This window comes from Rhizobium sp. UFLA01-1127, from assembly GCF_059803845.1.
The window spans coordinates 22,271-42,810 of the sequence record NZ_JAUQTZ010000028.1; the positions used below are offsets into that span (position 1 = coordinate 22,271).

Consider the following 20,540-nt stretch of genomic DNA (forward strand, 5'->3'; position numbering starts at 1 on the left):
TTCCCTACTTCCTAATGCACTATATCTTTTCCCCGAAAAGGTATAATGCGAGGCGACCCTTGAAGACCATTGACCTTATGTACCAGACCATGCTCGCCGAGCTGGGCCAGCGTTCGCTCGACGCTGCATGGACAGCCGACTTTCCTCCAGAGGGTAGATTTACTCCCGTCACGGTGAAGGGTCGGCGCTACTGGTATTTCGACATCCCCGATGGGACAGGTGGTAGGACACGTCGCTATGTCGGTGCCGCGGACGATCCGGACATCGCGCAGCGTGTCGAGGCTCACAAGCGCGACAAGGACGATCTCCGCGCAAGACGTCGCCTGGTCTCGTCCCTGACCCGAGAAGGTGGCATGATCGCGCCCGACCACATGTCCGGCGACGTCGTCGAAGCTCTGGCGGCCGGCGGCTTATTCCGGCTCCGTGGCGTTCTGATCGGGACCGTCGCTTTCCAAACATACGCGGGCATTCTCGGCGTTCGGCTACCCATGGCCGCGCTCCTGACCGGCGATGCAGATCTGGCCCAGGACTACGCCATTTCCCATGAGGTCGAAGACAGTCTACCGCCCATTCTCGATCTGCTGCAGGCGGTCGACCCTTCCTTCCGGGCGGTGCCTCATCGATCGGGCGGAGCCGCCTCCTCCGCATTCGCTACCGAGAGCGGCTATCGCGTTGAGTTCCTGACCTCGAACAGAGGTAGCGACGACTATATGGATCAGCCCGCGAGGATGCCCGCCCTTGGCGGTGCCAGCGCCGATCCTCTGCGCTTCCTCGATTTCTTGATCCGCGATCCGGTCCGCACGCTGCTCCTGCACAAAAGCGGCATTCCGGTTGTTGTCCCGGATCCGTCCCGGTACGCTGTCCATAAGCTCATCGTCGCCAGCCGCCGGCACATCGACGGAATGAGCGCGATCAAACGGGATAAGGATATCCGGCAAGCCGAGCTGCTGTTCGAAGCCCTAGCCCTAACGCGCCGGATGTCTGACCTAGCGCTGGTCTACAATGAGGCATGGGAGCGTGGCTCAGCATGGCAAGACGCCATACGGGCAGGGGCAGCGATGATGACCGATACTGGCCGTCGGCAGCTCCTCGATACCCTTCAGCTCGGCGCTACCCAAATCCGGGAAGATATCACCACACCGTTCTGAAGAGCGCCGTCATATCTTTACACAAGAATGGGGACTGCCTTGGATGTGCCCATGACCAAGGGATTAGAAGACGCTTAGCGAAGCAAAAGCACAGGAATGGATGGATGCAGTCGGGGCCGAGGCTCGGCTGGAGCCTATCTTGGATGAGGTGGATGCGACCTACACTCGGGGAATTCAAATCATTCCCGGGCCTGAATGGCTCCTGCTGCCATCCGCCTCGTCAATAGTCTCATCGGAAGCAAAGCTATATCATTCTGTGCAAGGGTCAGGATGAGGTGATCGTCGAACACGCGCTTCGAGATTCAACAAAGCCGATGGGTGTTGCCGAATACCGGCTCTCTGACGCCCTTCCCGAGCCGTTGCAGACAGAGCTACCGACAGAATCGGAATTTGCACGCGAATTTCCCCTGCGCTTACCTCTTGGCTCTCGCCATTAACCATCTATTAAGATTTGCGGCGCCGGCCTGGCCGCCCAAATTGACTTTGGGTGCCGCAAAACTTAACGATCCGTTAATATTGTTCCTTAGGTAAAGGCGACTTTATGTTTTGCGTAGTCCGGCCAACCAGGATGCTCTCCCTATATAAGAGCATTGTCTCGGCTTTGACCTTTGCCATTGCGCTGCTTTCGTACGGCGCGAGTGCATCGGCTGCATCAAACCAGTTTATGTCGACAGGATCGATAACCTCACAGCCGATCGGGCATTACGAATTTTGCAAGCGGCGGCCTGATGAATGCTCGATGCATCCCACTGATTTGCACCCAATCACGATCAACCAAAAGACTTGGGATGAGATCGTGGAAGTCAACACCTCCGTAAATAAATGGGTCCACCCAATCAGCGATATGGATCACTACGGCGTCGTCCAGTATTGGAATTATCCTGACGACGGCATGGGCAATTGCGAGCACTACGCTCTGGAAAAGCGAAGGGAACTCATGGAAAAGGGCATGTCGCTCGCCGATTTGCTAATCACGGTTGTCCGCCTGCCGGATGGCGAAGGTCATGCGGTCGTCACCGTGCGCACCGACCGCGGCGATTTCATTCTCGACAACCTGACCGACGACGTAAAGAACTGGACGCAGACGCCATATCATTTTCTGAAGCGCCAGGCGACCGATGATACCGGGCGTTGGGTGGATATCATCCAGGAGCCGATTGTCGTGGCCACTATCGTGAAATAGCGATCCGAGCGTTCCCGGGTGATAAATCACTTCCGAACCGATTTCCCCAAGCAATATGCCTCAGTCCGCAGAATTATCCGGCAACCGGGCCGCACCCTTTGTCTACGATGGCGCAATAAACGGTAACGTCGCCATCATGGACAACTTGCCGATGAAAATTACGCTATCCTCTGTCAAGGTTCGCCTCACTAAGCTTGGGCTCGGCTCCGGCCTATCCAGGGCACTTCCTGAATCCAGACTGCTCGTCGAGGGGGCTATCCCTCCGCCAGAGTCGTGCAAACCCCGGGGTGTCCGTTTGTGTCGAGATTTCACCCAGATTTGCATTTCATCGTAACCCTGTCTGGATGTCGAAACCACAAATTCGTCAATGGATTCGCAGCCGCTGATTGGATCAGCCTCAAATGCAAATCTAGATCAAAGCGCGATGAAACTGAACAGTCGAGCCCTTGAATGTCTCACCAGAATCCATTCTCGCTGACGCTGGAAGGACAATTTCAGCCTTTCCCTGGGCCGGTGGCTTCTTTGGGCCTGAGCCCGAAATCCTCAAAGCCCTCAAAACACTCGCAAGCATACCGCCGCCTTGCTTGAACTGAAGGTAATCATCATAGGGGATACGGCCTCTCGCATAGGCGGTGAGGACACGGCGGCAAAACTCTAGCCGGACATTCGCCTCCGACACACCCATGAGCTTCGCAAGCCCTTCCTGCACCTCAGGTCTGATGCCACCGTGGCTGCATGCCTCGATGTTCCAATTGAGAGCCGATGGATCGCTCAGCAAATTTTGTCGTATTCATATCCGCCCCTGCTTGCCGCCGATTGTGCCTGTGCCGGTATTGTAAGCGCCGCCATAGCGATCGCCCCCGAAATTATTTGCCTTTTTCACTGTGCCCGTTTTCCCTTTGATTGGTCTACCGCTCCTGCATGGCCTCGGAGGCGACTTGTGCAAGCGGCGAGAACTGCCTGAAGATCCTATACGATCTCTAAGATCCGCCCTGGTCTTCCGCTTCTAAGTCGATATCGGCCTCTAGATCGAGCTCCAAATCCATTTCGTCGCCAAGACCACTAGCATCTGTTGTAGCTGCCGCCTCCGATTGAACTTCCTGCTCGGAGTCACCGCGAAAAACCTCGTAAAGGAATTCGAGTTTCGCTAGCATTTCGTATCAAGTATCGATAGTTAGCCATCAGACGCCAAACCTTGCTATCTTCGCCGCAAAGCACTATCTTTGCGCCATGATATCCGGGCCAGGAGTGCTCAACATGTCCGAACCGCAGCTTTCCATCCGCAGCTCCAAGGCACGCGATCTGGCGCACGCGCTGGCCAGACGTACCGGCCAACCAATCAACAAGCTCGTCGAGATCGCGCTCGAGCACTACGACCAAGAACTGCGGCAAAAGCCAACACAGACGCCAGCCGACACGCTTTGGGAGTTAATGGCGGAGGGCCGACGGTCCGTGCCACCCGGCACCACCTCCGCCCACGATGATCTCTACGACGAAAATGGCTTGCCGAAATGATCGCCGTCGATACGTCGGTGATTGTGGCCACTTCACTGGGAGAGCCCGAAGCTGAACGGTTTCATGCGCTCGTCACCCGTCAGGAAGTCGTCATTGGCTGGCCGACCTTGCTTGAGGCACGAATGGTGCTCACCGGCAAGAGCTTTCCCAACGCTGCAACCATCATTTCACAGCTCGTGGCGCTGCCAAATGTGACCGCGTTGGCCTTTGGCGAGCGGCATTATTATGCCGCCGAGAAGGCCTTCGACCTGTTTGGTAAAGGTCGCCATCCGGCCAGCCTGAACATAGGCGACTGCTTCTCCTATGCCGTTGCCGCGGTTGCCAAGGCCCCTCTCCTCTTCAAGGGAAATGATTTCGGGCAGACAGACGTAAAGTGCCATCCCGCATCGGCTACGCAATGACAAGCAAAGCTGTCGTCCAGCCCTCCCCCGCTGATCCAGTGCTCAACCGCGCCGAAGAACTCGATGCGCTCGACGCCATCCTGCCAATCGACCGCCGCGACCAACTGGCGACGCTGCTGACGGACGAGGATGTCGCCACCCTCAAGTATCTCGCCAAGGAAGGAATGGGCGCCAATACGCTGCGCGCGCTTGCCTCCGATCTCGGCTATCTCGAAGCCTGGTGCGAGCTTGCCACCGGCAGCGCCCTCCCCTGGCCGGCGCCGGAAAGCCTGCTCCTGAAATTTGTCGCCCATCATCTCTGGGATCCGGTCGAACGCGCCGAGGATCGCACCCATGGCATGCCTGACAACGTCGAGGTGGGACTGCGGACCAAGGGGCTCTTGCGTGCCGACGGTCCGCACGCGCCGGATACCGTGCGCAGGCGACTGACGTCCTGGTCGATCCTCACCCGCTGGCGTGGCCTGAGCGGATCGTTTTCCGCCCCTTCCCTGAAATCCGCACTCAGGCTCGCGGTGCGGGCCAGCGCTCGGCCAAGGCGACGCAAGAGCAAAAAGGCGGTCACCGGCGATGTCTTGGCAAAGCTGCTGGCCACCTGCGACGGTGAACGCCTGGTCGATCTTCGCGATCGCGCGCTGCTGCTGACCGCATTTGCCTCCGGCGGCCGGCGGCGCTCCGAGGTCGCCGACCTGCGGGTCGAGGATCTGGTCGATGAAGAACCAGTCCATGATGATCCAAGAAACCCCACCTCCCCTCTCCTGCCGTGCCTCACTGTCAACCTCGGCCGCACCAAGACGACGACGGCAGACGACCGCGTGCATGTGGTGCTGATCGGTCGGCCTGTCGAGGCGCTGAAGCGCTGGATTGAAGAAGCTAGGATCGAGAGCGGTCCGCTCTTCCGGCGGATCGACCAGTGGGGCAATATCGACCGGCGAGCGCTGACGCCGCAATCGGTCAATCTGATTTTGAAGAGCCGGTGCAAGCTGGCTGGGTTGGATGCCGAGATGTTTTCCGCGCATGGGCTGCGGTCCGGCTATCTGACGGAAGCCGCCAATCGTGGCATACCGCTACAGGAGGCGATGCAGCAATCCCTACATAAGTCAGTGACGCAGGCCGCGAGCTACTACAACAATGCCGAGCGAAAGAACGGACGCGCGGCTCGGCTCATTCTGTGAACTATGACATTCGCGCTCTCCAGCTCTGCCAAGGCATCGCCGTATCAATCATCCGCTTGTAAAGAAGGGCCGACTAGCGTCGATTTTAGTGCCGCCACAATAAACACCTGTTGGCCGTCACGACTATTTTTGGTTCGCTGGGCAATAACGCCAAAAATGTCTGTGGCGGCTGCATGCTCCTAATTTTGGATTCATGAAGTCGTCCTAAGAAGACCTGCTAATCGGGAGAATTTAAGATGCAGAATATCACGAACATCTTACGAGCGGTTGTTTTTACGGCAGCCATTGCCTCGACTTCGACGGCTTGGGCCTCAGGCTTTGAGAACATCATCGTCTCGAACAGCAAGGATGCCGATGCGACAGAGACGACGCTTCCGGCGAACAGTGCCGCCATTTATCTGTCGGCGGACGTTGCAGAGGACATTCAGTCAGGCTCAAAGATCACCGTTTCGTGGATCGCTGTTGATACCAACGGTGTGGCACCAGCGAATTATAAAATAGACGAATCCAGTTTCGATATCGGCTCGCTGGAAAACCGCGTTGATGCGTCACTTAGCAAACCGAACGCAGGTTTCCCCGTCGGCAAATACCAGGCGGTCCTATCTGTGGACGGCAAGGTGCTGAAAACCGTCGACTTTTCCATCAAGTAGGCCCGTCCGGATACCGAGCAGGCCATAACGGACATTTCCAGATGAAGTTCGCGTGAACACCGCGGTAATGTCCTGTTCATTCGCGGGGGTGCCATGCGAAGCTGGTTTCAATGTTCTAGGTGTCGAGACGTCGCCTTGATGGACGCTGGGCGAAAGCGTGATGCCCTGACAGAATGGCTGGCGACAGACCTCCCCGGGCGCTTCGAAAATCGGGGGGGTCACAGTGAATGAACCGATCGCCTTGGCATGGAGCAATCTTATGGGCCTTGCAAAGCGCAGTGGTCGAGGGCTTTCATCTATGGACGGTTTGATTGCCGCCACCGCGATTGTCCATGACCTCACGATCGCGACCCGCAACGTCGAGGATTTTGAGGGATTTGGAATGGCTTACCGGCACCATCGATCTACGGCATTGCGATAGCCTTAAGTAGAACGTCGGCATAGGTTCGGCTCTCGTTCAATCGCTTTTCATACAAGGCAGCCGCCGCATCTCTGCCGGACCTGCGCGCATCCTCGGCCATCTTTTGGGTAAGGGCGATCCGCTCTTCCATGATCCTCAGCGCCACGCGAACCGCCTCGTCCACCGAGCCCTCCTGTTCACTCGCGAGGGCTTCGGCGGTGTAGGCGTGGCCGACCTGGCACCGGAACCGCAGTGGCGAGCCTTGTTTGATTTGTGAAAGGACACCCCCACATGCCGGGCATGTGAGCGCAACCGGATCGGCGAGCCGTGCGGTCGTCTCGGCATCCGCTCGCCTGCCCAAAGCGATTGCGACCTCGCTCCTGATATTTTCCGGAATTTCGACAGCAGGACCTGCTTCTTCACTGCAGAGCTTCACCAAAAGCTCCGCCATATTCGACAACGGGGCGCGATAATCGACATCGCTGGCTTGAAGCGCTCCCATCGGCATATCCGGAGCGAACGCATCCGCAGGTGTTTGCACCACGGTGATCCCACCGCATCGTTTGACATCCGCGAGCCCGGCCGCCCCGTCATTGAGCATGCCCGTCAGCACCACCGCAATCGCTCGTGGTCCGAAGGAGACGCCGACGGAGCGAAAAAGTGGATCCAGTGCCGGACGGGCCATATTCTCGCGCGGTCCCCGGCCTAATCTCATCCGATCGCCCATCACCAGGAGGTGGTGGTCGGCGGGAGCGACATAGGCGTGACCCGGCCGCAGAACCTCCCCATCTACCGCTGTCTGGATGGAAATCGCTGACTGGGCGTTAAAAATCTCGCCCAGCAGGTTGTTACCCTTAGCGCCGACATGAATAACGATAAACATCGATGCAGCAAGGTCGCCCGGCAGCCCCTGACAGAGCTGCCTGACCGCGTCCACAGCCCCTAATGATCCTCCGATTGCAATGATGTCGCGGCGGTTCATGTTATCTCCTGCGCCTCCCGAACATCTCAGAAACCTTTTTGTTCGATCGGACGGGCTCCACGGCCTTAAGACAAGCGGCCCAGCTCTGCCATTAGAACGATTGCCCGGACGCGGAACTAAAATGTACAATGCGAACTCATGAACGGCTGCGCTTTCTGGGGCAATGGCCAGCAGATAGGGAGATATGTCATGGCGTCAGATTCCGATCCGTCGATCGTAGGGGTCGGTGCATCAGCCGGTGGTGTCAAAGCCCTTCAAAGCTTCTTCGAGGCACTGCCGGACGAGCCGAACGCGGCTTTTGTCGTCATCGTTCATCTTGATCCGGAGTCCAGAAGCCAGCTCGCCGACATTCTCGCCACGAGAACGCCGATGCCGGTGTCTCAGGTCAACGAGACAGCAAAGCTCGAAAACAACCATGTCTATGTCATCGCGCCGAACAGCCGGCTTCTGATCTCCGATCACACAATTTCGGGAGTTCCTTTCGATGAGCCTCGTTTCCATCGCGCGCCGATCGACCTTTTCTTTCGATCGCTCTCTGACCAGCACGCCAATGGCCGCATTTATGGCGTCATCCTCACCGGGGCCGGCACCGATGGCGCCAACGGTGTTAAAGCACTCAAGGAGGCAGGGGGCATTATTCTCGTGCAGGATCCAAAAGAGGCGGAATACCCATCCATGCCGCGCAATGCGATCGATGCCGAAATCGCGGACTTCGTGCTTCCGATCCGAAGTCTGGCGCAACAGCTCACTGATCTTTTGAATGACGGTGAAAAGGGATCGGTTACCCCAGTACAGGATACGGACGAGGAGACGCTTCGACGCATATTGGGCCACCTTCGCATCAGGATCGGCCATGATTTTTCCTTGTATAAGCGCGCGACCATCCTGCGTCGGATCGCGAGACGCATGCAGGTCACGCGACAAGACAGCCTTTCGGATTACTATGCCTACCTGCGAGAGAACCCCGAAGAGGCTCAATCTCTTTTTGCCGACTTTCTGATCTCGGTTACTACGTTCTTTCGCGATCCACACGCCTTCAATCTTCTCGCCCGCGACGTCATACCCGTGCTTTTCGAAGGAAAGGACGCAGCCGGCAGCATCCGAGTCTGGGTGCCAGGCTGCGCGACGGGCGAAGAAGCCTACACGCTCGCCATCTTATTGCTTGAAGAAGCGGCTCGTCGAGATCTGAGGCCAGAACTTCAAGTTTTCGGTACTGATCTGGACGTCAGGGCTCTGGCCGTCGCCCGGGAAGGCCGGTTTCCCGCGACGATCGAAGCGGACATTTCCGATGAACGGCTTCGCCGGTTCTTTTTGCGCGAAGGAGAGCATTATCGTGTCCGACGAGAGCTTCGTGACGTAGTGCTGTTTTCCAATCACAGCCTTCTGCGCGATCCGCCTTTCTCGCGGGTAGACATGATCTCGTGTCGTAATCTTCTTATCTATCTCGATCGGGAATTGCAGCAGCAAGTCTGCAATACCTTTCATTACGCGCTTAATCCAGGTGGTTTCCTTTTCCTGGGGGCCTCAGAAAGCGCCGATCAGCCAGCCGGCCTCTTCAGGGCCATAGACCGTGATGCAAGAATCTATCGCTCGACAGGCAATCCGGCGGAAAAGCGATCCGCGCTACCGATGCTGCTTGGCCCCCGCCAGGCAGCAGAGGGCGGACCAGCAGTTCCCCGCCCCTCCTCGCCAGGCGCGAACATCGGCGATGCCGCTTTGCATCGGCAGATGCTGGAGAAGATCGCTCCCCCAAGCATGCTGGTAGACGAACATTTTCGAGCCGTTCACCTTTCGGAAAATGCGGGCCGGTTCCTCCAGTATTCCGCCGGATCGGTGAGCATGGAAGCGACCGAAATGGTCCGAGAAGCGCTTCGTTTCGATCTCAGGACAGCCCTTCACCGCGCCTTTGAGCGTGGCGAAGCGACACTCAGCATGGCGCTGCCGGTTCAGCTCGACGGCTCAAAGCGTAGCGTTTACTTGCAAGTGAAGCCCGTGCTTCAGGACAATGATCCGGCGCGCTATGCGCTCGTCATGTTCATCGAGGGTGAGGCGCTGGACGAAGACTCGCTCCCAGGTGGCGCTCGGTTTGATCGGGGAAGCGAAGGAGAGACCGTCAAACAGCTCCAAGAGGAGCTTCAGCTGGCTCATAGCCGTCTTCGTGCAACACGCGAGGAGTCCGAGGCGACGAACGAGGAGCTACGCGCTGCCAACGAAGAACTCCAATCGATTAACGAGGAGTATCGATCCACTTCCGAGGAACTGGAGACGAGCAAGGAAGAACTGCAATCCATCAACGAGGAACTCCAGACCGTCAACAATGAGCTAAAGCTCAAGCTGGAAAGCATCTCGCGCGCCCATAGCGATCTGCAAAACCTCATGGCAGCAACCGATTTCGGCACCCTGTTTCTCGATCCATACCTGCGCATCAAGCGCTTCACGCCTCGCCTGACGGAATTGTTCAACGTTACCGCAAGCGACGAAGGCCGTCCGATCACCGATTTCACTCACCAGCTCCGTTATGACGGATTGGCTGATCACGCCCGCGCTGTTTTGAAAGACCTGGCACCGGTCGAGCACGAAGTCCAAAGCCTCGACGGTGGATGGTTTCTTGTCCGCCTCCGGCCGTACCGCACTGTTGATGACAAGATCGATGGGGTCGTGGCGACCTTCGTCGATATTAGCGAACGCCGCCGCGCGGAGGAAGCCTTACGCGAAAGCGAGGAACAGCTCAGGCAGGAAACACTGTTGGTTGAACTCTCTCGTTCCCCGATTTTCGTCTGGGATTTCGATGGCGGCATCATTCAGTGGAACCGCGGGAGCGAGGAGCTCTATGGTTACTCGCGGCAGGAAGCGATCGGAAAGAGAAAGGAGACGCTGCTCAGGACGTCCGTTCCGGGCGGCACGTTCGATGAACTCCAGCAGTCGCTGCTGCAACAAAAGAGCTGGAGCGGCGAATTACTGCATCGAACAAAGGACGGGCGGCTTCTGACGGTGGAAACCCAAATCGAGCTGGCTTTGATGAGCGGTCGACGTCTGGTTCTGGAAAGCACGCGAGACGTAACGGATCAAAAGAAATGGGAACGTCGAAGCAAATTGCTAATCAGCGAACTCAGCCATCGGGTGAGCAACACATTGGCTGTTGTTCAGTCCATTGCACGGCAAACGTTGCGGACAGCAGGCTCCGAGAAACGATTTCTGGAATTGTTCGAGGGCCGTCTGGACGCCCTGGCACGCGCCCATAGCCTGTTGGTCGAAGCTCGGTGGGAAGGGGCCGAATTTGCCGCTCTCGTTCGTAGCCAGCTCGGGGCCTATCTGACGGATGATCCGCGGCGCCTCGTCTTCGAAGGAGATGCAGTGATGATTCCTCCAGACTTCGCGACGCCCTTTGGCCTTGTCCTTCACGAGCTTGCGACGAACGCAGCAAAATATGGCGCACTGTCAGCTGGAACAGGACAAGTGCTGCTGAGTTGGGGGGTCCAACGCGAGAGCGGTCATCGCCGCTTCATGGTTAGATGGCGGGAAACGGGAGGTCCACCGGTGGTCGAGCCTGAAAGAGTAGGATTTGGAGGTTCGCTCATCGAGCGTGGCTTGCCTGGCGCAGTCGTGCAGCGTGAGTTCGCTCGCGAGGGACTTACCTGCACAATAGAGCTTGAGCTTCCGGAGGACCAGCACAATGGGGAACGAGGCTGAGCACGCCCAGGATCTGCGGGGGATGCGGGTTCTCGTCGTCGACGATGAGTTCCTGATTGCAATAGCAATTGAACAAACCTTAACCGAGGCAGGCGCCGATATTGTAAGTGCAGCAACGTTGCCGGCCGCTCTGAAAATCGCGTCGGAAGAGCCGCTTTCAGCCGCTTTGCTGGATGTCGGCCTTGGCCGTCAGACGTCGGAAGGGATCGCGGACATATTGGCAGCGCGTGGGATACCGTTCGTCTTCTACACCGGCCAGCCCTTGCCGGACAGCATGCGGGAGAAGCATCCAGCCGCCCAGGTGCTCATGAAGCCAATCCATCAGGACGCATTCGTTCGAGCGATAAGACAGTGCACCAGCGAATGATTGCTGCCAGCAGTCGTGCCATCATTGCCCCCGATTGCAAGCCTGTGGCTCACATCCATTCAAAATGGCCGAATTCACGAGGCTTCAGCCGTAGGAGCCCGCTCAGATAACGTCCGTATGCCTGCTTCACCTTGAGTGAAGTTCGAACCAATCATTCAAGCGATCCGCTTGATCTGACAATGGCTGACCGCTAGGTTGGCGTCGCGTTCAAACTGCAAAGACATGAGGATTGTTATGCCGACTGGCAAGGTTAAGTTTTTCAATGCTGACAAGGGCTTTGGTTTCATCACGCCTGAAGCCGGAGGACCGGACGTTTTCGTCCATGTCTCCGCCCTGCAATATGGCGATGTGCTGAGAGAAGGGCAGTCCGTTTCCTACGACATCGGCCAGGATCGAAAGACCGGCAAGTCAAAAGCAGAAAACGTCAGGCCACTTTGATAGCAGTGGACACACCGCTACCCGACATGTCGGGTAGCGTTTCTGCAGGCGTCAGCTGATCTGACCCGAAAATGCATCTTTCATCTGGGCGAGCGTCAGGCATCATCTGCGAACAGCCGCGGGACTGGTGAACAACCCGGCTGGATATGCGATCATGTCCGACATTCAACACGAGAAGTGCGGGAAGCCGGAGAGTTAAAGGCAGTGCTGCTCTCTTATCGGCATCGCACCCGTCCGACCGGCGGTGCGGCATGCATCGGTATTGTCCGACCGCCGCTTCCGAAGACCTTTTACGCAGCATACGCAAGCTGACGCCGTCGCCGACGGCAGGTAAAGCCTGAAAAAGAGAAGGATCCGGAGGGAAAGCCGGATCCTTCTCGCTTTGATCGGAGGTCAACCGATCTAAGTGAGCAGCTTCTCGGATTGGAGACGATCAGCTGCTGCTACCGACACGATGTGTCGGATACCGTTAAACTTCTGCTCAGGACGAGGAGCCATCATCCCATTTCGGAAGATCAAATCCGCTTCCCGAGCCTCGGTTCAAGTTCGGTAATAGATATACATACGTTTGGTATGTTTGACAATACACCCAATGCTGGATAAGCCGTCGCCGAGACCTAAAATTTGACGGCGCAAGTTCGTGCTTTCCGAAACGCCGCATGCGTTCAGGCGAGCAAGCCGATCGCACCTGCGGCAAGCTCGCCTCGCTACCGGCGGTCCCCCACGCGTGACGAAAATGCACCAACGATCCGCGACCGAATGCACGACGGCGGCAATTAACGCAGATCCGCTTTCAATATGATGACCTCAGGCGGTATGTCAGAAACCGTTACGGGGCAGCGACGTGGCGCGGACCACGACATGGGCAAATGCACGGAGATCGGGATGAAGCCTCTGGAGAAGGGCAATTTTGCAGATGCGTTCGGCGGAGAAGCATCTGCGGAAGATGGCCGATTGTCCTCCGTTTTCAGATGGGTCCCCTGGATTCTCGCAGCATATTTCGCCGTGCAGGCCGCTATCCGCATCTCCATCTCGGACTCGCTGCGGATCGACGAGGCTCAGCAATTTCTCGTAGGCCAGTGGCTTGCTTGGGGATACGATGCGCAGCCGCCGCTCTATAACTGGTTTCAATACGGCGTCTTTGAAATTTTCGGCACGAGCGTCGTGTCCTTCGTCGTCGTGAAAAACCTTCTGCTCTTCCTCGTCTATCTCGCCTATCATAAATTGCTGCGGCTGCTGGTGGTCGACAAGAAACTGGCGGCTGTCGGAACCCTGTCTCTTCTGACGATGCCGCAGATGTTCTGGCAGGCTCAAAGGGATCTCACCCATACGGTCGCGACGCTTCTTGCAGTTGTCTTATTCATCTATTTCGTGGTGTCGACCATTCGCCGACCGACCCTCGCCTCCTATGCGATGGCCGGTTTCTCGGCTGGGCTTGGAATGCTGACGAAATATAATTTCGCTCTCACCGTGCTCACCGTCCTTGCCGCAACCCTTCTTCATCCCGAGGGTCGCAAGCGGCTCCTCGACAGACGTCTCCTGCTGACGCTGGCAATTGCCGTTCTGGTCTTTCTGCCGCATGCCGTCTGGATGATGTCCAATATGAATCTTGTCCTGACCACGACGGTCAAGACGATGTCGGAGCAAGAGACGGGCGGAAAATTGTCCGACATCGGCTTTGGAATTGCCGAATTGATCCGCACGACCGCAGGGATCGTCGTTCCCACGACCGCGGTCTTCCTTCTGGTCTTTCGTCAGTCCTTCCTGCGGTCGCTGCGCGCCAGAAGCGAATGGAGCGACTTTTTTGGAAGGATGCTCGCAAGCACCGCGATCATCCTGCTGATGTTGATACTGATCGTGACGCTCACTGAGTTTCGTGACCGCTGGCTTCTTCCATTCCTGTTTCTGCTGCCGATCTATTTCTGCCTGAAACTCGACGCTGCCGGCAAGCAAGACCCGGCCGTCGTGAAAAGGTTCCTTTATGTGCCCATCGTCATGATGGTAGCCTTGCCCATCATCATTGCGGGAACTGTCCTGCTGGCGAGATACTTCCACTCATATGAGCATCTGAATACACCTTACGCGGCCTTCCTGGATAAAAGCATCGCAGCGGAGGGCCGTCAGCCCAAGGTCGTGGTGACGACGACATGGCACAAGGCGGGCAATATTCGTGTGAGCATGCCGAATACGGCCGTGATCTCCACGGAATATCCTGCATCGGACCTCAGCCGCCAGGCTATCGGCGAGGGGCCGGTCCTTTTGGTCTGGAACCAGCGAAACGGACAACCATCACCCATGCCGGATGAGTTGAAACGATGGTTTACGGCGAAATTCGGAAACGAGGTTCAGCTGCCGCCGGAACAGGATGCCGCCCTTTCCTACTATTACGGGAAGGACCCGGATCGTTATCATTTCGGCTATGCGTGGTATTATCCGAAGGCCGAATAGCGGCTGAAACTGGCGCTCCTCCCGCGCCGGGACTTGACCATAAGGCCGATTTCAGCGCCGGCGCCTCATTCGATCGAGACGCTATTTTCTGAAGCGCGCATGGTAAGGCGGTCTTAATATTAGACTTCTGTTAACCATCTCAAGGTTAAAGATTTCTGATCGGAAGGCGCATCCGCCCCTCCAGTTTTTGCGAACAATCGGTCATGTCGATCATCCACGCCCTCAGCGCAAACAGCGGTCGCCTTATCAGGATCACCTTCGGCCCGGGAGGGCGCGTGCGCCCGCCGGCGAGAGCTACAGGCCAAGCCAAGCTCGCCAGAGCGCGCATTATGATGCTCGCGGGCGGGCTCGTCATCTGCTACGCGGCGATCTTTGCCAGGCTTACCTATTTCGATATGGAGCCAAGGACCGACACGTCGGCGATTCCGCCTGACCATGTGAGTGCGGCGCGTCCGGATATCGTCGATAGAAACGGCGAATTGCTTGCGACGGATATCCGCACCGTCTCGATGTTTGCTGAGCCCAACCGCGTGGTCGATCCGGACGAGGCGGTGGAGAAAATCGCTTCGATCTTTCCGGATATCGACCGCAAATCCCTCTATAAGAAGCTCGCCGACCGCCGTTCGCATTTTGCATGGCTGCGCCGGCAGCTGACGCCGAAGGAACAGAGCGAAATCCTGGCGCTCGGCATTCCGGCGATCGGGTTTCGGCCGGAGGTCAAGCGCTTCTACCCGGGCGGACGAACCGCCGCTCACATTCTCGGCTATGTCGATATCGACAATCATGGCGTTGCCGGCATGGAGAAATATCTCGACATGCAGGGCCTCTCGGATCTCGCATCCACCGGCCTGACGAGCCGCGACCAACTGGAGCCGGTGCGCCTTTCGATCGACCTGCGCGTCCAGAACGTCGTCCACGATGTGGTTTCGGATGCGATCGGCCGCTACCAGAGCCAGGCGGCCGGTGCCGTCATTCTCGACATCCACACCGGCGAGGTGCTGGCCATGGCCTCCGCTCCCGATTTCGATCCGAACGATCCGCAGGCGGACGTCAAGGGCTGGCTGAACCGCATGTCGAACGGCACCGACGAAATGGGTTCGGTATTTAAGACCTTCTCGATCGCAATGGCCATCGACACGGGCATGGTCAAGCTGACGGACACCTTCGATGCCAGCGCGCCCCTGCACTACGGCGGCTTTACCATCCATGACGACCGCGACGTGCCGCGGCGCGTCCTGTCGATCCCGGAAATCTTCCGCTATTCGTCCAACATCGGTACGGCCAAGATGATGGACAAGGTGGGTATGACCATCCAGAAGAGCTATCTGACCCGCTTCGGGCTGTTGACGAAGATGCAGACGGAACTGCCTGAGGTGAAGGCGCCCAGTCAGCCGAAAGTTTGGAAGAAGCTCAACTCCATAACCATAGCCTTTGGCCATGGTGTCGCCACCACGCCGATGCAGACCGCCGTCGCTGGCGCAGCCCTCATCGACGGCGGTAAGCTGATCGAGCCCTCCTTCCTGCCGCGCACGCAGGAAGAGGCCGAAAAGACCGAAACGATGATCGTCAAGAAGAGCACCAGCGACACGATCCGCTACCTCTTCCGGCTGAACGGCGAGCAGGGCACCGGCAGAGCCGCCGACGTGCCCGGCTATCACGTCGGCGGAAAGACGGGCACCGCAAACAAAGTCATTCACGGTGTCTATTCGCACAAGCTCAGCTTCAATTCCTTCCTGGCTGCCTTTCCCATGGAAAATCCGAAATATGTGGTCCTAGCTTTCATCGACCAGCCGCTGACCGGGGTGCACAATCTGAACCTCGCTGCCGAAACGGCGGCACCGATGGTTCACGACATCATCAGCCGCGCAGCACCGATCCTCGGTATCGAGCCCGATTTCGGAACGAACCTGGTTGCATCCTACTGAGCGTCGTGTCCTTTCGCGGCGGCTGAAAAGAAGACCTGGAAATATCGATGACGCCTTCCTGCCGGCCACTGTAAGAAGCATTCGGCCGTTGCCCTTCATTCCCGCCGCTGCCCAACAACGCGATACCTGCCGCAATCGGTGCGCAGGACTTCGGCTACACCGCCGCCTGGGCGGAGCTGTCCCAGGGCAGCGTGGCGACCATGGTGGTGGTGTTCGTTGCCGGCTATCTGTCGTCGAGGCCGCACCCAAAATACCTCATCGCGATCGGCGCAGGCTTTATCGCTCTGTCGATGTATCGGGTCACGATTATCCATAGCGGTGCTTGCTTCTGGCATCTTGCCAAAGCGCGGATGTTACAGGGAATTGGCTTGCCCTTCATCTCCCTGCCGATCATCTCGGCTTCAGATGACGGCATTCCAGCGAGCAGGATCGATCAGGTCCTCGCCTCTGCTCAATGCTGCCCGAAATACCGGCGGGCGGGTCTATCGGAGTGTCACGAATATCGTATATCTACGCACCGGGAGTTGCTCCACCAGAGCCGTCCGATCGAGCATGTCGTTCCGTCGAACGGCGTTGTCAAAATATGTTCGATCACGCGACAAGCTACTTCATGGGGCTGGAAGTTCGCTGGTGAGAGCCCAGCAGCAGGCGCTCGGCTGGATCGACCAACAGATCCAAGGTCACGCCTCATTCCTCTCTTATGTCGATGATTTCTGGGTTCGATACTTATTCCGCTCGCGACCATTCCCCTCACGCTAACGCTGAGAAACGCTGCCCCGGCAAGAAGGCTTCGATGGGTTACTGGCTGACAACGCATGGCCGGACCTTCGATTATGATGGAGGTTCCGGCGTTTCCGGATGGCCATAGCCTTTTGGGGAACTAATTCAAGCGGCCTCCCATATATCAAAAGCCTGCAGTGGCGCGAGGCGAATCTGCATCGATAGCGATCTAAGATCGGCCAATCAGGCTACAATAGATAGAATCCTGACAGCTGTCAGGGTTTTATGTGACGACGTCGGATGAACGGCATCGACATTCCCGTAACCTGCCTCGAAAGCGGCTCAGGCCGTCCGCGCTCGTCGCGTCCTTCCTTACACGCTTCTTCAAAATCCTGACAGCTGTCAGGATTTTGAAAAGCGAGTACCTTCGGCTCAGTTCTTCAGGCGCAACCGACGCGCGTCTATGACCGCCCCGGCCACCATCTTCCTCGTCGTGAGAGCCGATTCGGCACTTCTTTGACCCTACGCGCCCAGGCAATAACCTTTGCAACAGCGAACGGCCACAATATCGATTGGGACAGTCCCGCCGTTTGTTTCCCTAGCGGATACCGGAAAGCCACATCCGCTTGAATTCCTTCCCCGCCGCAGACATCATCCTCTTCCTCCTGAAGGGAAATTTGAGCGGGGATAGCTGTCCATATCGGGCGAAGGAATAGGAAGTGGAAATTGATGAGCAATTTCTCATAGCCGAGACCGACGGATGGCTCGTGAGCCATCGGATGAATTCCGCGATGCCTGGCTATCTCATCATTGGCTCGAGGAAGTTGACCGACGATCTATCGGAGTTATCCGATGCAGCCTTGAGCGACATAGGCCCATTGCTGGCTCTAGCCCAAACTGCTCTGAAACAGCAATTGAACGCCCGGCGGATATATATAGGCCGCTATGGCCATATTCCTGGCCTCGCAATCCACTTCCATGTGATCCCGATGTACGATTGGGTCGAGGAGCTGTTCTGGCAAGACGTGCGATATCGCGCGCTTTAGCAATTCGCAGCGGTTCCAGGCGAAACGGAAACGGATGGCGCCGAGCTGACGCTATTCGTTTGGCGGGAGTTCTGCGAACGCCCTGATCCGCCTCCCATTAGGGGACCTAAGATTCCCGAAGTCATCGAAATGCTGCGTAAAACGATGCCTCTCAGCTCGCAGTCCATCACGTCGCCACCCATCTTTCGTTGAAGGCATGCTGAAACTCTCAGCCGCGCGCCAGGGCAAGTAATTTCTCAGGCGGTGTACCCGTTGAGGGCATGAGAACAGCGGCCGCGGAAAAGGATCGGCAGCCTGCGCCAGACGACAATTTGCTTGACTAATCGGGGTATCTGACGTGCAATATGGTCGAAGAAAGATTGAGATTCTCTATTCTTCCGGGTCGAAATCGGCGTAACGTAAAGAGCTGATTTTCCAACGCAATTTTTTTATCCTGAAGTAATATCAGCTTTAATTTCCATCAGCCATACAATGCTGAAAGTGCCTTCTCGTGAGCAAAACTGTCCCTGCATGCGAACGTCGCTTTTGCTCAGGAAACTCGCGCAAACAGGTATCTGAACTGCGATTTCAAGTCCGTTTTCCTGATCCGGTTGGAGCTTGGAATGAACCGGCTTTTCGAGCCTCGTGCATCAAAAGCTCTCGCCTTGAAATGATTTTTCAAAGACTGGTGTGGTCAGCTGACAAGCCGTGATGTTGGCATATGGCCGAGTCATGCCGGCTCGAAGAAATCTTCTCGTCGCGGGCGGACAAGCAAGGCTTCCGACATGGATCCGACCATTCATTTCACGCAGCAGCAGACGCCTTCGCTTTCCGGGGGCACTTGCCGCCGGCTCAAGCATCGGTTAGTTCCGATCTGAGTCTTACGAAATTGTAAGGATGCTATTCATTTTCGGTTAAGTCGAATTCGGTCATCAAAGTCATGCGTAAACACGCAGCATCAACCCCCAATGCTTACGAGGTTCACCATGAAAAACGTCCTTCTCGCTTCCGCAATCGCCCTTGTGTCAGCTGTTGCCGTCAGCGCTCCGTCGCAGGCTGCCCCTTTCCATCGCCATCATCATCACCATTGCATCGTCAAGGCTGTAAAGCACAAAGTTCATGGTCATTGGGTGGTGCGTAAGGAACGCATCTGCCGTTGATCTCGTATTCACCCCGCCGGTAATGATCTGGCGGCAACTGGACGGCCATAACTGAGGCAATATCAGCTGTGGCCGCTCAGCACGTCATGACAAAACCTTTGCCCGCAGCATAACCGGTGCCGTTATTTGCCCTGAGCAGCGCCATCAGAGCCGGTCCGAGCGAAAATTCACCGCGCTTTGCTTTTATTGAAAGGTTGCGCAGATAGGCGCCGGCTGAGTTGATATGCCCGGAGCGTTCGAGAATGCAGGCCATTGTTGTCGCCGCGTTCTCCGGTCCCATCATGTTGCAGGCCTCCTGGTAGGTTCTGGGGCTGACACCCAGCATGGATCGCACCACGACGGCAGCCGACAGCATGTCCCGCCAATCGTTGATGGCTCCCTTAGGGCCGTAAGACGAGATTTCGGGGCAGGCTTTCAACACAAGGCTCAGCGGGAATACCCGCATCTCGCCGTTGCATGGTTTCTCAGCCTGAAGAATTGCTGGTTTGCGATCTTCCCAGGCGCATTCAGATTCAGAAATGGATTCTGGATTTGAATTCTGTATGTGATGCTCATTATGAGCATCATTGGTGCTATAATTTTGCGGTTTTTCCTGCTTTTCCAGAAGCTTGATGACCTCGCCGCGCAAAAGCTCCATAGCCTGAAGGATGGAACCGATCTCCGTCATCGTCGGAGATCGGGGAATGAGATTGGTAAGCCGGTTGAAGTTCTCTTCGATAGGAGCCCAGTTGCCGGCAGCGCCTTCCTCGATTGCCGCTGCAATCAGCTTGCGGACGTCACGCCGGCAAATCGTCAGGTTCTCCTTGGCGCGGCGGAAGGCAAGGCGGTCCGCGACTACTTGTTGGGCCAAGCCTGCCAGCTCCTCGGCACGCCAAAGAAGGGGAGAAATATCGAAACCGAATGCACTTTCGATCTCTCCGGTCTTGCTTTTTCGAGCATAGCGTTTGCCATTGGCGCTATCCCTGCGCACGATCAGACCGGCCTCAACGAGGAGGGCAAGATGCCGGCGAAGCGTCGCACCGGCAATGCCATGGGCACGCAAGGCCAACTGCGCGTTGGAGGGGAAGACAACAAGCTGCGCGTCTCGACGAAGCTCATTGTCGGGATAAAAACTCAAGAGAGCATTGAGCACGGCCAAGCTGCGATCCTGCAGCCCCAGCAGCTCTCTTGCCTCGGAGGCATCCCGAAAGATTCTCCATTTGTCTGCTGATTTGGCACGCCCCACCTCTGCTGCTGCAGACTGTCGCCGCAGCAGGGCAAGCACTACCGTCCGCCGCCCAAACGGCGTCGTTACACTTCCATTTTGCATTTTCCCC

General features: G+C 57.0%; 17 protein-coding genes and 2 pseudogenes. 16 read left to right on the plus strand and 3 right to left on the minus strand.

Annotated features, from left to right (window positions below):
* Window positions 1–59 precede the first annotated feature (59 nt).
* The 3 genes from Q4Q11_RS09555 (at window position 60) to Q4Q11_RS09565 (ending at window position 2,331) form a co-directional block, all read left to right on the plus strand.
* On the plus strand, window positions 60–1,148 hold the full coding sequence (locus Q4Q11_RS09555; RefSeq protein ID WP_498569338.1) for a nucleotidyltransferase family protein: 1,089 nt from the start codon (window positions 60–62) through the stop codon (window positions 1,146–1,148).
* Between the two features lie 254 nt (window positions 1,149–1,402).
* Window positions 1,403–1,585: a hypothetical protein gene (locus Q4Q11_RS09560; protein ID WP_498569359.1), complete on the plus strand. Its 183-nt coding sequence runs from the start codon at window positions 1,403–1,405 to the stop codon at window positions 1,583–1,585.
* Between the two features lie 104 nt (window positions 1,586–1,689).
* On the plus strand, window positions 1,690–2,331 hold the full coding sequence (locus Q4Q11_RS09565; RefSeq protein ID WP_498569339.1) for a transglutaminase-like cysteine peptidase: 642 nt from the start codon (window positions 1,690–1,692) through the stop codon (window positions 2,329–2,331).
* Between the two features lie 980 nt (window positions 2,332–3,311).
* On the opposite strand, the gene Q4Q11_RS09570 is transcribed toward Q4Q11_RS09565, so the two are convergent.
* Window positions 3,312–3,485: a hypothetical protein gene (locus Q4Q11_RS09570; RefSeq protein WP_162701733.1), complete on the minus strand. Its 174-nt coding sequence runs from the start codon at window positions 3,483–3,485 to the stop codon at window positions 3,312–3,314.
* 103 nt (window positions 3,486–3,588) lie between these two features.
* Here Q4Q11_RS09570 and Q4Q11_RS09575 point away from each other — a divergent pair, with 103 nt between their 5' ends.
* From Q4Q11_RS09575 to Q4Q11_RS09595, 5 genes and pseudogenes are all read left to right on the plus strand, one after another.
* Window positions 3,589–3,846 carry a type II toxin-antitoxin system VapB family antitoxin gene (locus Q4Q11_RS09575; RefSeq protein ID WP_007818561.1) on the plus strand — a complete coding sequence of 86 codons (258 nt, stop codon included), beginning with the start codon at window positions 3,589–3,591 and terminating at the stop codon, window positions 3,844–3,846.
* On the plus strand, window positions 3,843–4,247 hold the full coding sequence (locus Q4Q11_RS09580) for a type II toxin-antitoxin system VapC family toxin (protein ID WP_498569340.1): 405 nt from the start codon (window positions 3,843–3,845) through the stop codon (window positions 4,245–4,247). Before Q4Q11_RS09575 ends, Q4Q11_RS09580 begins: the two co-directional genes overlap by 4 nt.
* The gene (locus tag Q4Q11_RS09585) at window positions 4,244–5,419 is read left to right on the plus strand and encodes a site-specific integrase (protein WP_498569341.1); all 1,176 of its coding nucleotides are present in this window, start codon (window positions 4,244–4,246) and stop codon (window positions 5,417–5,419) included. Before Q4Q11_RS09580 ends, Q4Q11_RS09585 begins: the two co-directional genes overlap by 4 nt.
* A gap of 236 nt (window positions 5,420–5,655) precedes the next feature.
* A complete protein-coding gene (locus Q4Q11_RS09590) occupies window positions 5,656–6,069 on the plus strand; it encodes a hypothetical protein (RefSeq protein WP_112513244.1) in 414 nt (137 codons plus the stop codon).
* A 123-nt stretch (window positions 6,070–6,192) separates the two neighbouring features.
* Window positions 6,193–6,490, plus strand: a pseudogene (locus Q4Q11_RS09595) (PIN domain-containing protein); the annotation flags it as partial.
* On the opposite strand, the gene Q4Q11_RS09600 reads toward Q4Q11_RS09595, so the two are convergent.
* Window positions 6,474–7,451: a chemotaxis protein CheB gene (locus Q4Q11_RS09600; RefSeq protein WP_498569342.1), complete on the minus strand. Its 978-nt coding sequence runs from the start codon at window positions 7,449–7,451 to the stop codon at window positions 6,474–6,476. The pseudogene Q4Q11_RS09595 and the gene Q4Q11_RS09600 sit on opposite strands and share 17 nt — an antisense overlap.
* Window positions 7,452–7,640: 189 nt before the next feature.
* Here Q4Q11_RS09600 and Q4Q11_RS09605 point away from each other — a divergent pair, with 189 nt between their 5' ends.
* The 8 genes and pseudogenes from Q4Q11_RS09605 (at window position 7,641) to Q4Q11_RS09640 (ending at window position 19,224) form a co-directional block, all read left to right on the plus strand.
* Entirely contained in the window at window positions 7,641–11,141 is a 3,501-nt protein-coding gene (locus Q4Q11_RS09605; RefSeq protein WP_498569343.1) for a chemotaxis protein CheB, read from the plus strand.
* The gene (locus Q4Q11_RS09610; protein WP_112513242.1) at window positions 11,125–11,508 is read left to right on the plus strand and encodes a response regulator; all 384 of its coding nucleotides are present in this window, start codon (window positions 11,125–11,127) and stop codon (window positions 11,506–11,508) included. The genes Q4Q11_RS09605 and Q4Q11_RS09610 overlap by 17 nt, the downstream gene beginning before the upstream one ends.
* Window positions 11,509–11,742: 234 nt before the next feature.
* The gene (locus tag Q4Q11_RS09615) at window positions 11,743–11,946 is read left to right on the plus strand and encodes a cold-shock protein (protein ID WP_112513241.1); all 204 of its coding nucleotides are present in this window, start codon (window positions 11,743–11,745) and stop codon (window positions 11,944–11,946) included.
* Between the two features lie 885 nt (window positions 11,947–12,831).
* Window positions 12,832–14,394 (plus strand): glycosyltransferase family 39 protein, encoded by a 1,563-nt coding sequence (locus tag Q4Q11_RS09620; protein WP_498569344.1) that lies wholly within the window; start codon window positions 12,832–12,834, stop codon window positions 14,392–14,394.
* Window positions 14,395–14,597: 203 nt separating this feature from the next.
* Entirely contained in the window at window positions 14,598–16,319 is a 1,722-nt protein-coding gene (locus tag Q4Q11_RS09625) for a peptidoglycan D,D-transpeptidase FtsI family protein (RefSeq protein WP_498569345.1), read from the plus strand.
* Between the two features lie 200 nt (window positions 16,320–16,519).
* Window positions 16,520–17,029 (plus strand): hypothetical protein, encoded by a 510-nt coding sequence (locus Q4Q11_RS09630; protein WP_498569346.1) that lies wholly within the window; start codon window positions 16,520–16,522, stop codon window positions 17,027–17,029.
* Window positions 17,030–17,758: 729 nt separating this feature from the next.
* A pseudogene (locus Q4Q11_RS09635) lies at window positions 17,759–18,277 on the plus strand (HIT family protein).
* Window positions 18,278–19,050: 773 nt separating this feature from the next.
* On the plus strand, window positions 19,051–19,224 hold the full coding sequence (locus Q4Q11_RS09640) for a hypothetical protein (RefSeq protein WP_498569347.1): 174 nt from the start codon (window positions 19,051–19,053) through the stop codon (window positions 19,222–19,224).
* 76 nt (window positions 19,225–19,300) lie between these two features.
* Here the strand turns inward: Q4Q11_RS09640 and repC are convergent, their stop codons facing one another.
* Window positions 19,301–20,533: a plasmid replication protein RepC gene (gene repC / locus Q4Q11_RS09645; RefSeq protein WP_498569348.1), complete on the minus strand. Its 1,233-nt coding sequence runs from the start codon at window positions 20,531–20,533 to the stop codon at window positions 19,301–19,303.
* Window positions 20,534–20,540 lie beyond the last annotated feature (7 nt).

What these genes read in the sequence shown, in the direction of transcription:
- Q4Q11_RS09615 (WP_112513241.1), top strand. Translation starts at nt 11,743, where the DNA reads ATGCCGACTGGCAAGGTTAAGTTTTTCAATGCTGACAAGGGCTTTGGT.
- Q4Q11_RS09610 (WP_112513242.1), top strand. Translation starts at nt 11,125, where the DNA reads ATGGGGAACGAGGCTGAGCACGCCCAGGATCTGCGGGGGATGCGGGTT.
- Q4Q11_RS09570 (WP_162701733.1), bottom strand. Translation starts at nt 3,485, where the DNA reads ATGCTAGCGAAACTCGAATTCCTTTACGAGGTTTTTCGCGGTGACTCC.
- Q4Q11_RS09620 (WP_498569344.1), top strand. Translation starts at nt 12,832, where the DNA reads ATGAAGCCTCTGGAGAAGGGCAATTTTGCAGATGCGTTCGGCGGAGAA.
- Q4Q11_RS09625 (WP_498569345.1), top strand. Translation starts at nt 14,598, where the DNA reads ATGTCGATCATCCACGCCCTCAGCGCAAACAGCGGTCGCCTTATCAGG.
- Q4Q11_RS09630 (WP_498569346.1), top strand. Translation starts at nt 16,520, where the DNA reads ATGGTGGTGGTGTTCGTTGCCGGCTATCTGTCGTCGAGGCCGCACCCA.
- Q4Q11_RS09565 (WP_498569339.1), top strand. Translation starts at nt 1,690, where the DNA reads ATGTTTTGCGTAGTCCGGCCAACCAGGATGCTCTCCCTATATAAGAGC.
- Q4Q11_RS09580 (WP_498569340.1), top strand. Translation starts at nt 3,843, where the DNA reads ATGATCGCCGTCGATACGTCGGTGATTGTGGCCACTTCACTGGGAGAG.
- Q4Q11_RS09585 (WP_498569341.1), top strand. Translation starts at nt 4,244, where the DNA reads ATGACAAGCAAAGCTGTCGTCCAGCCCTCCCCCGCTGATCCAGTGCTC.
- Q4Q11_RS09590 (WP_112513244.1), top strand. Translation starts at nt 5,656, where the DNA reads ATGCAGAATATCACGAACATCTTACGAGCGGTTGTTTTTACGGCAGCC.
- Q4Q11_RS09600 (WP_498569342.1), bottom strand. Translation starts at nt 7,451, where the DNA reads ATGAACCGCCGCGACATCATTGCAATCGGAGGATCATTAGGGGCTGTG.
- Q4Q11_RS09640 (WP_498569347.1), top strand. Translation starts at nt 19,051, where the DNA reads ATGAAAAACGTCCTTCTCGCTTCCGCAATCGCCCTTGTGTCAGCTGTT.
- Q4Q11_RS09575 (WP_007818561.1), top strand. Translation starts at nt 3,589, where the DNA reads ATGTCCGAACCGCAGCTTTCCATCCGCAGCTCCAAGGCACGCGATCTG.
- Q4Q11_RS09605 (WP_498569343.1), top strand. Translation starts at nt 7,641, where the DNA reads ATGGCGTCAGATTCCGATCCGTCGATCGTAGGGGTCGGTGCATCAGCC.
- repC (WP_498569348.1), bottom strand. Translation starts at nt 20,533, where the DNA reads ATGCAAAATGGAAGTGTAACGACGCCGTTTGGGCGGCGGACGGTAGTG.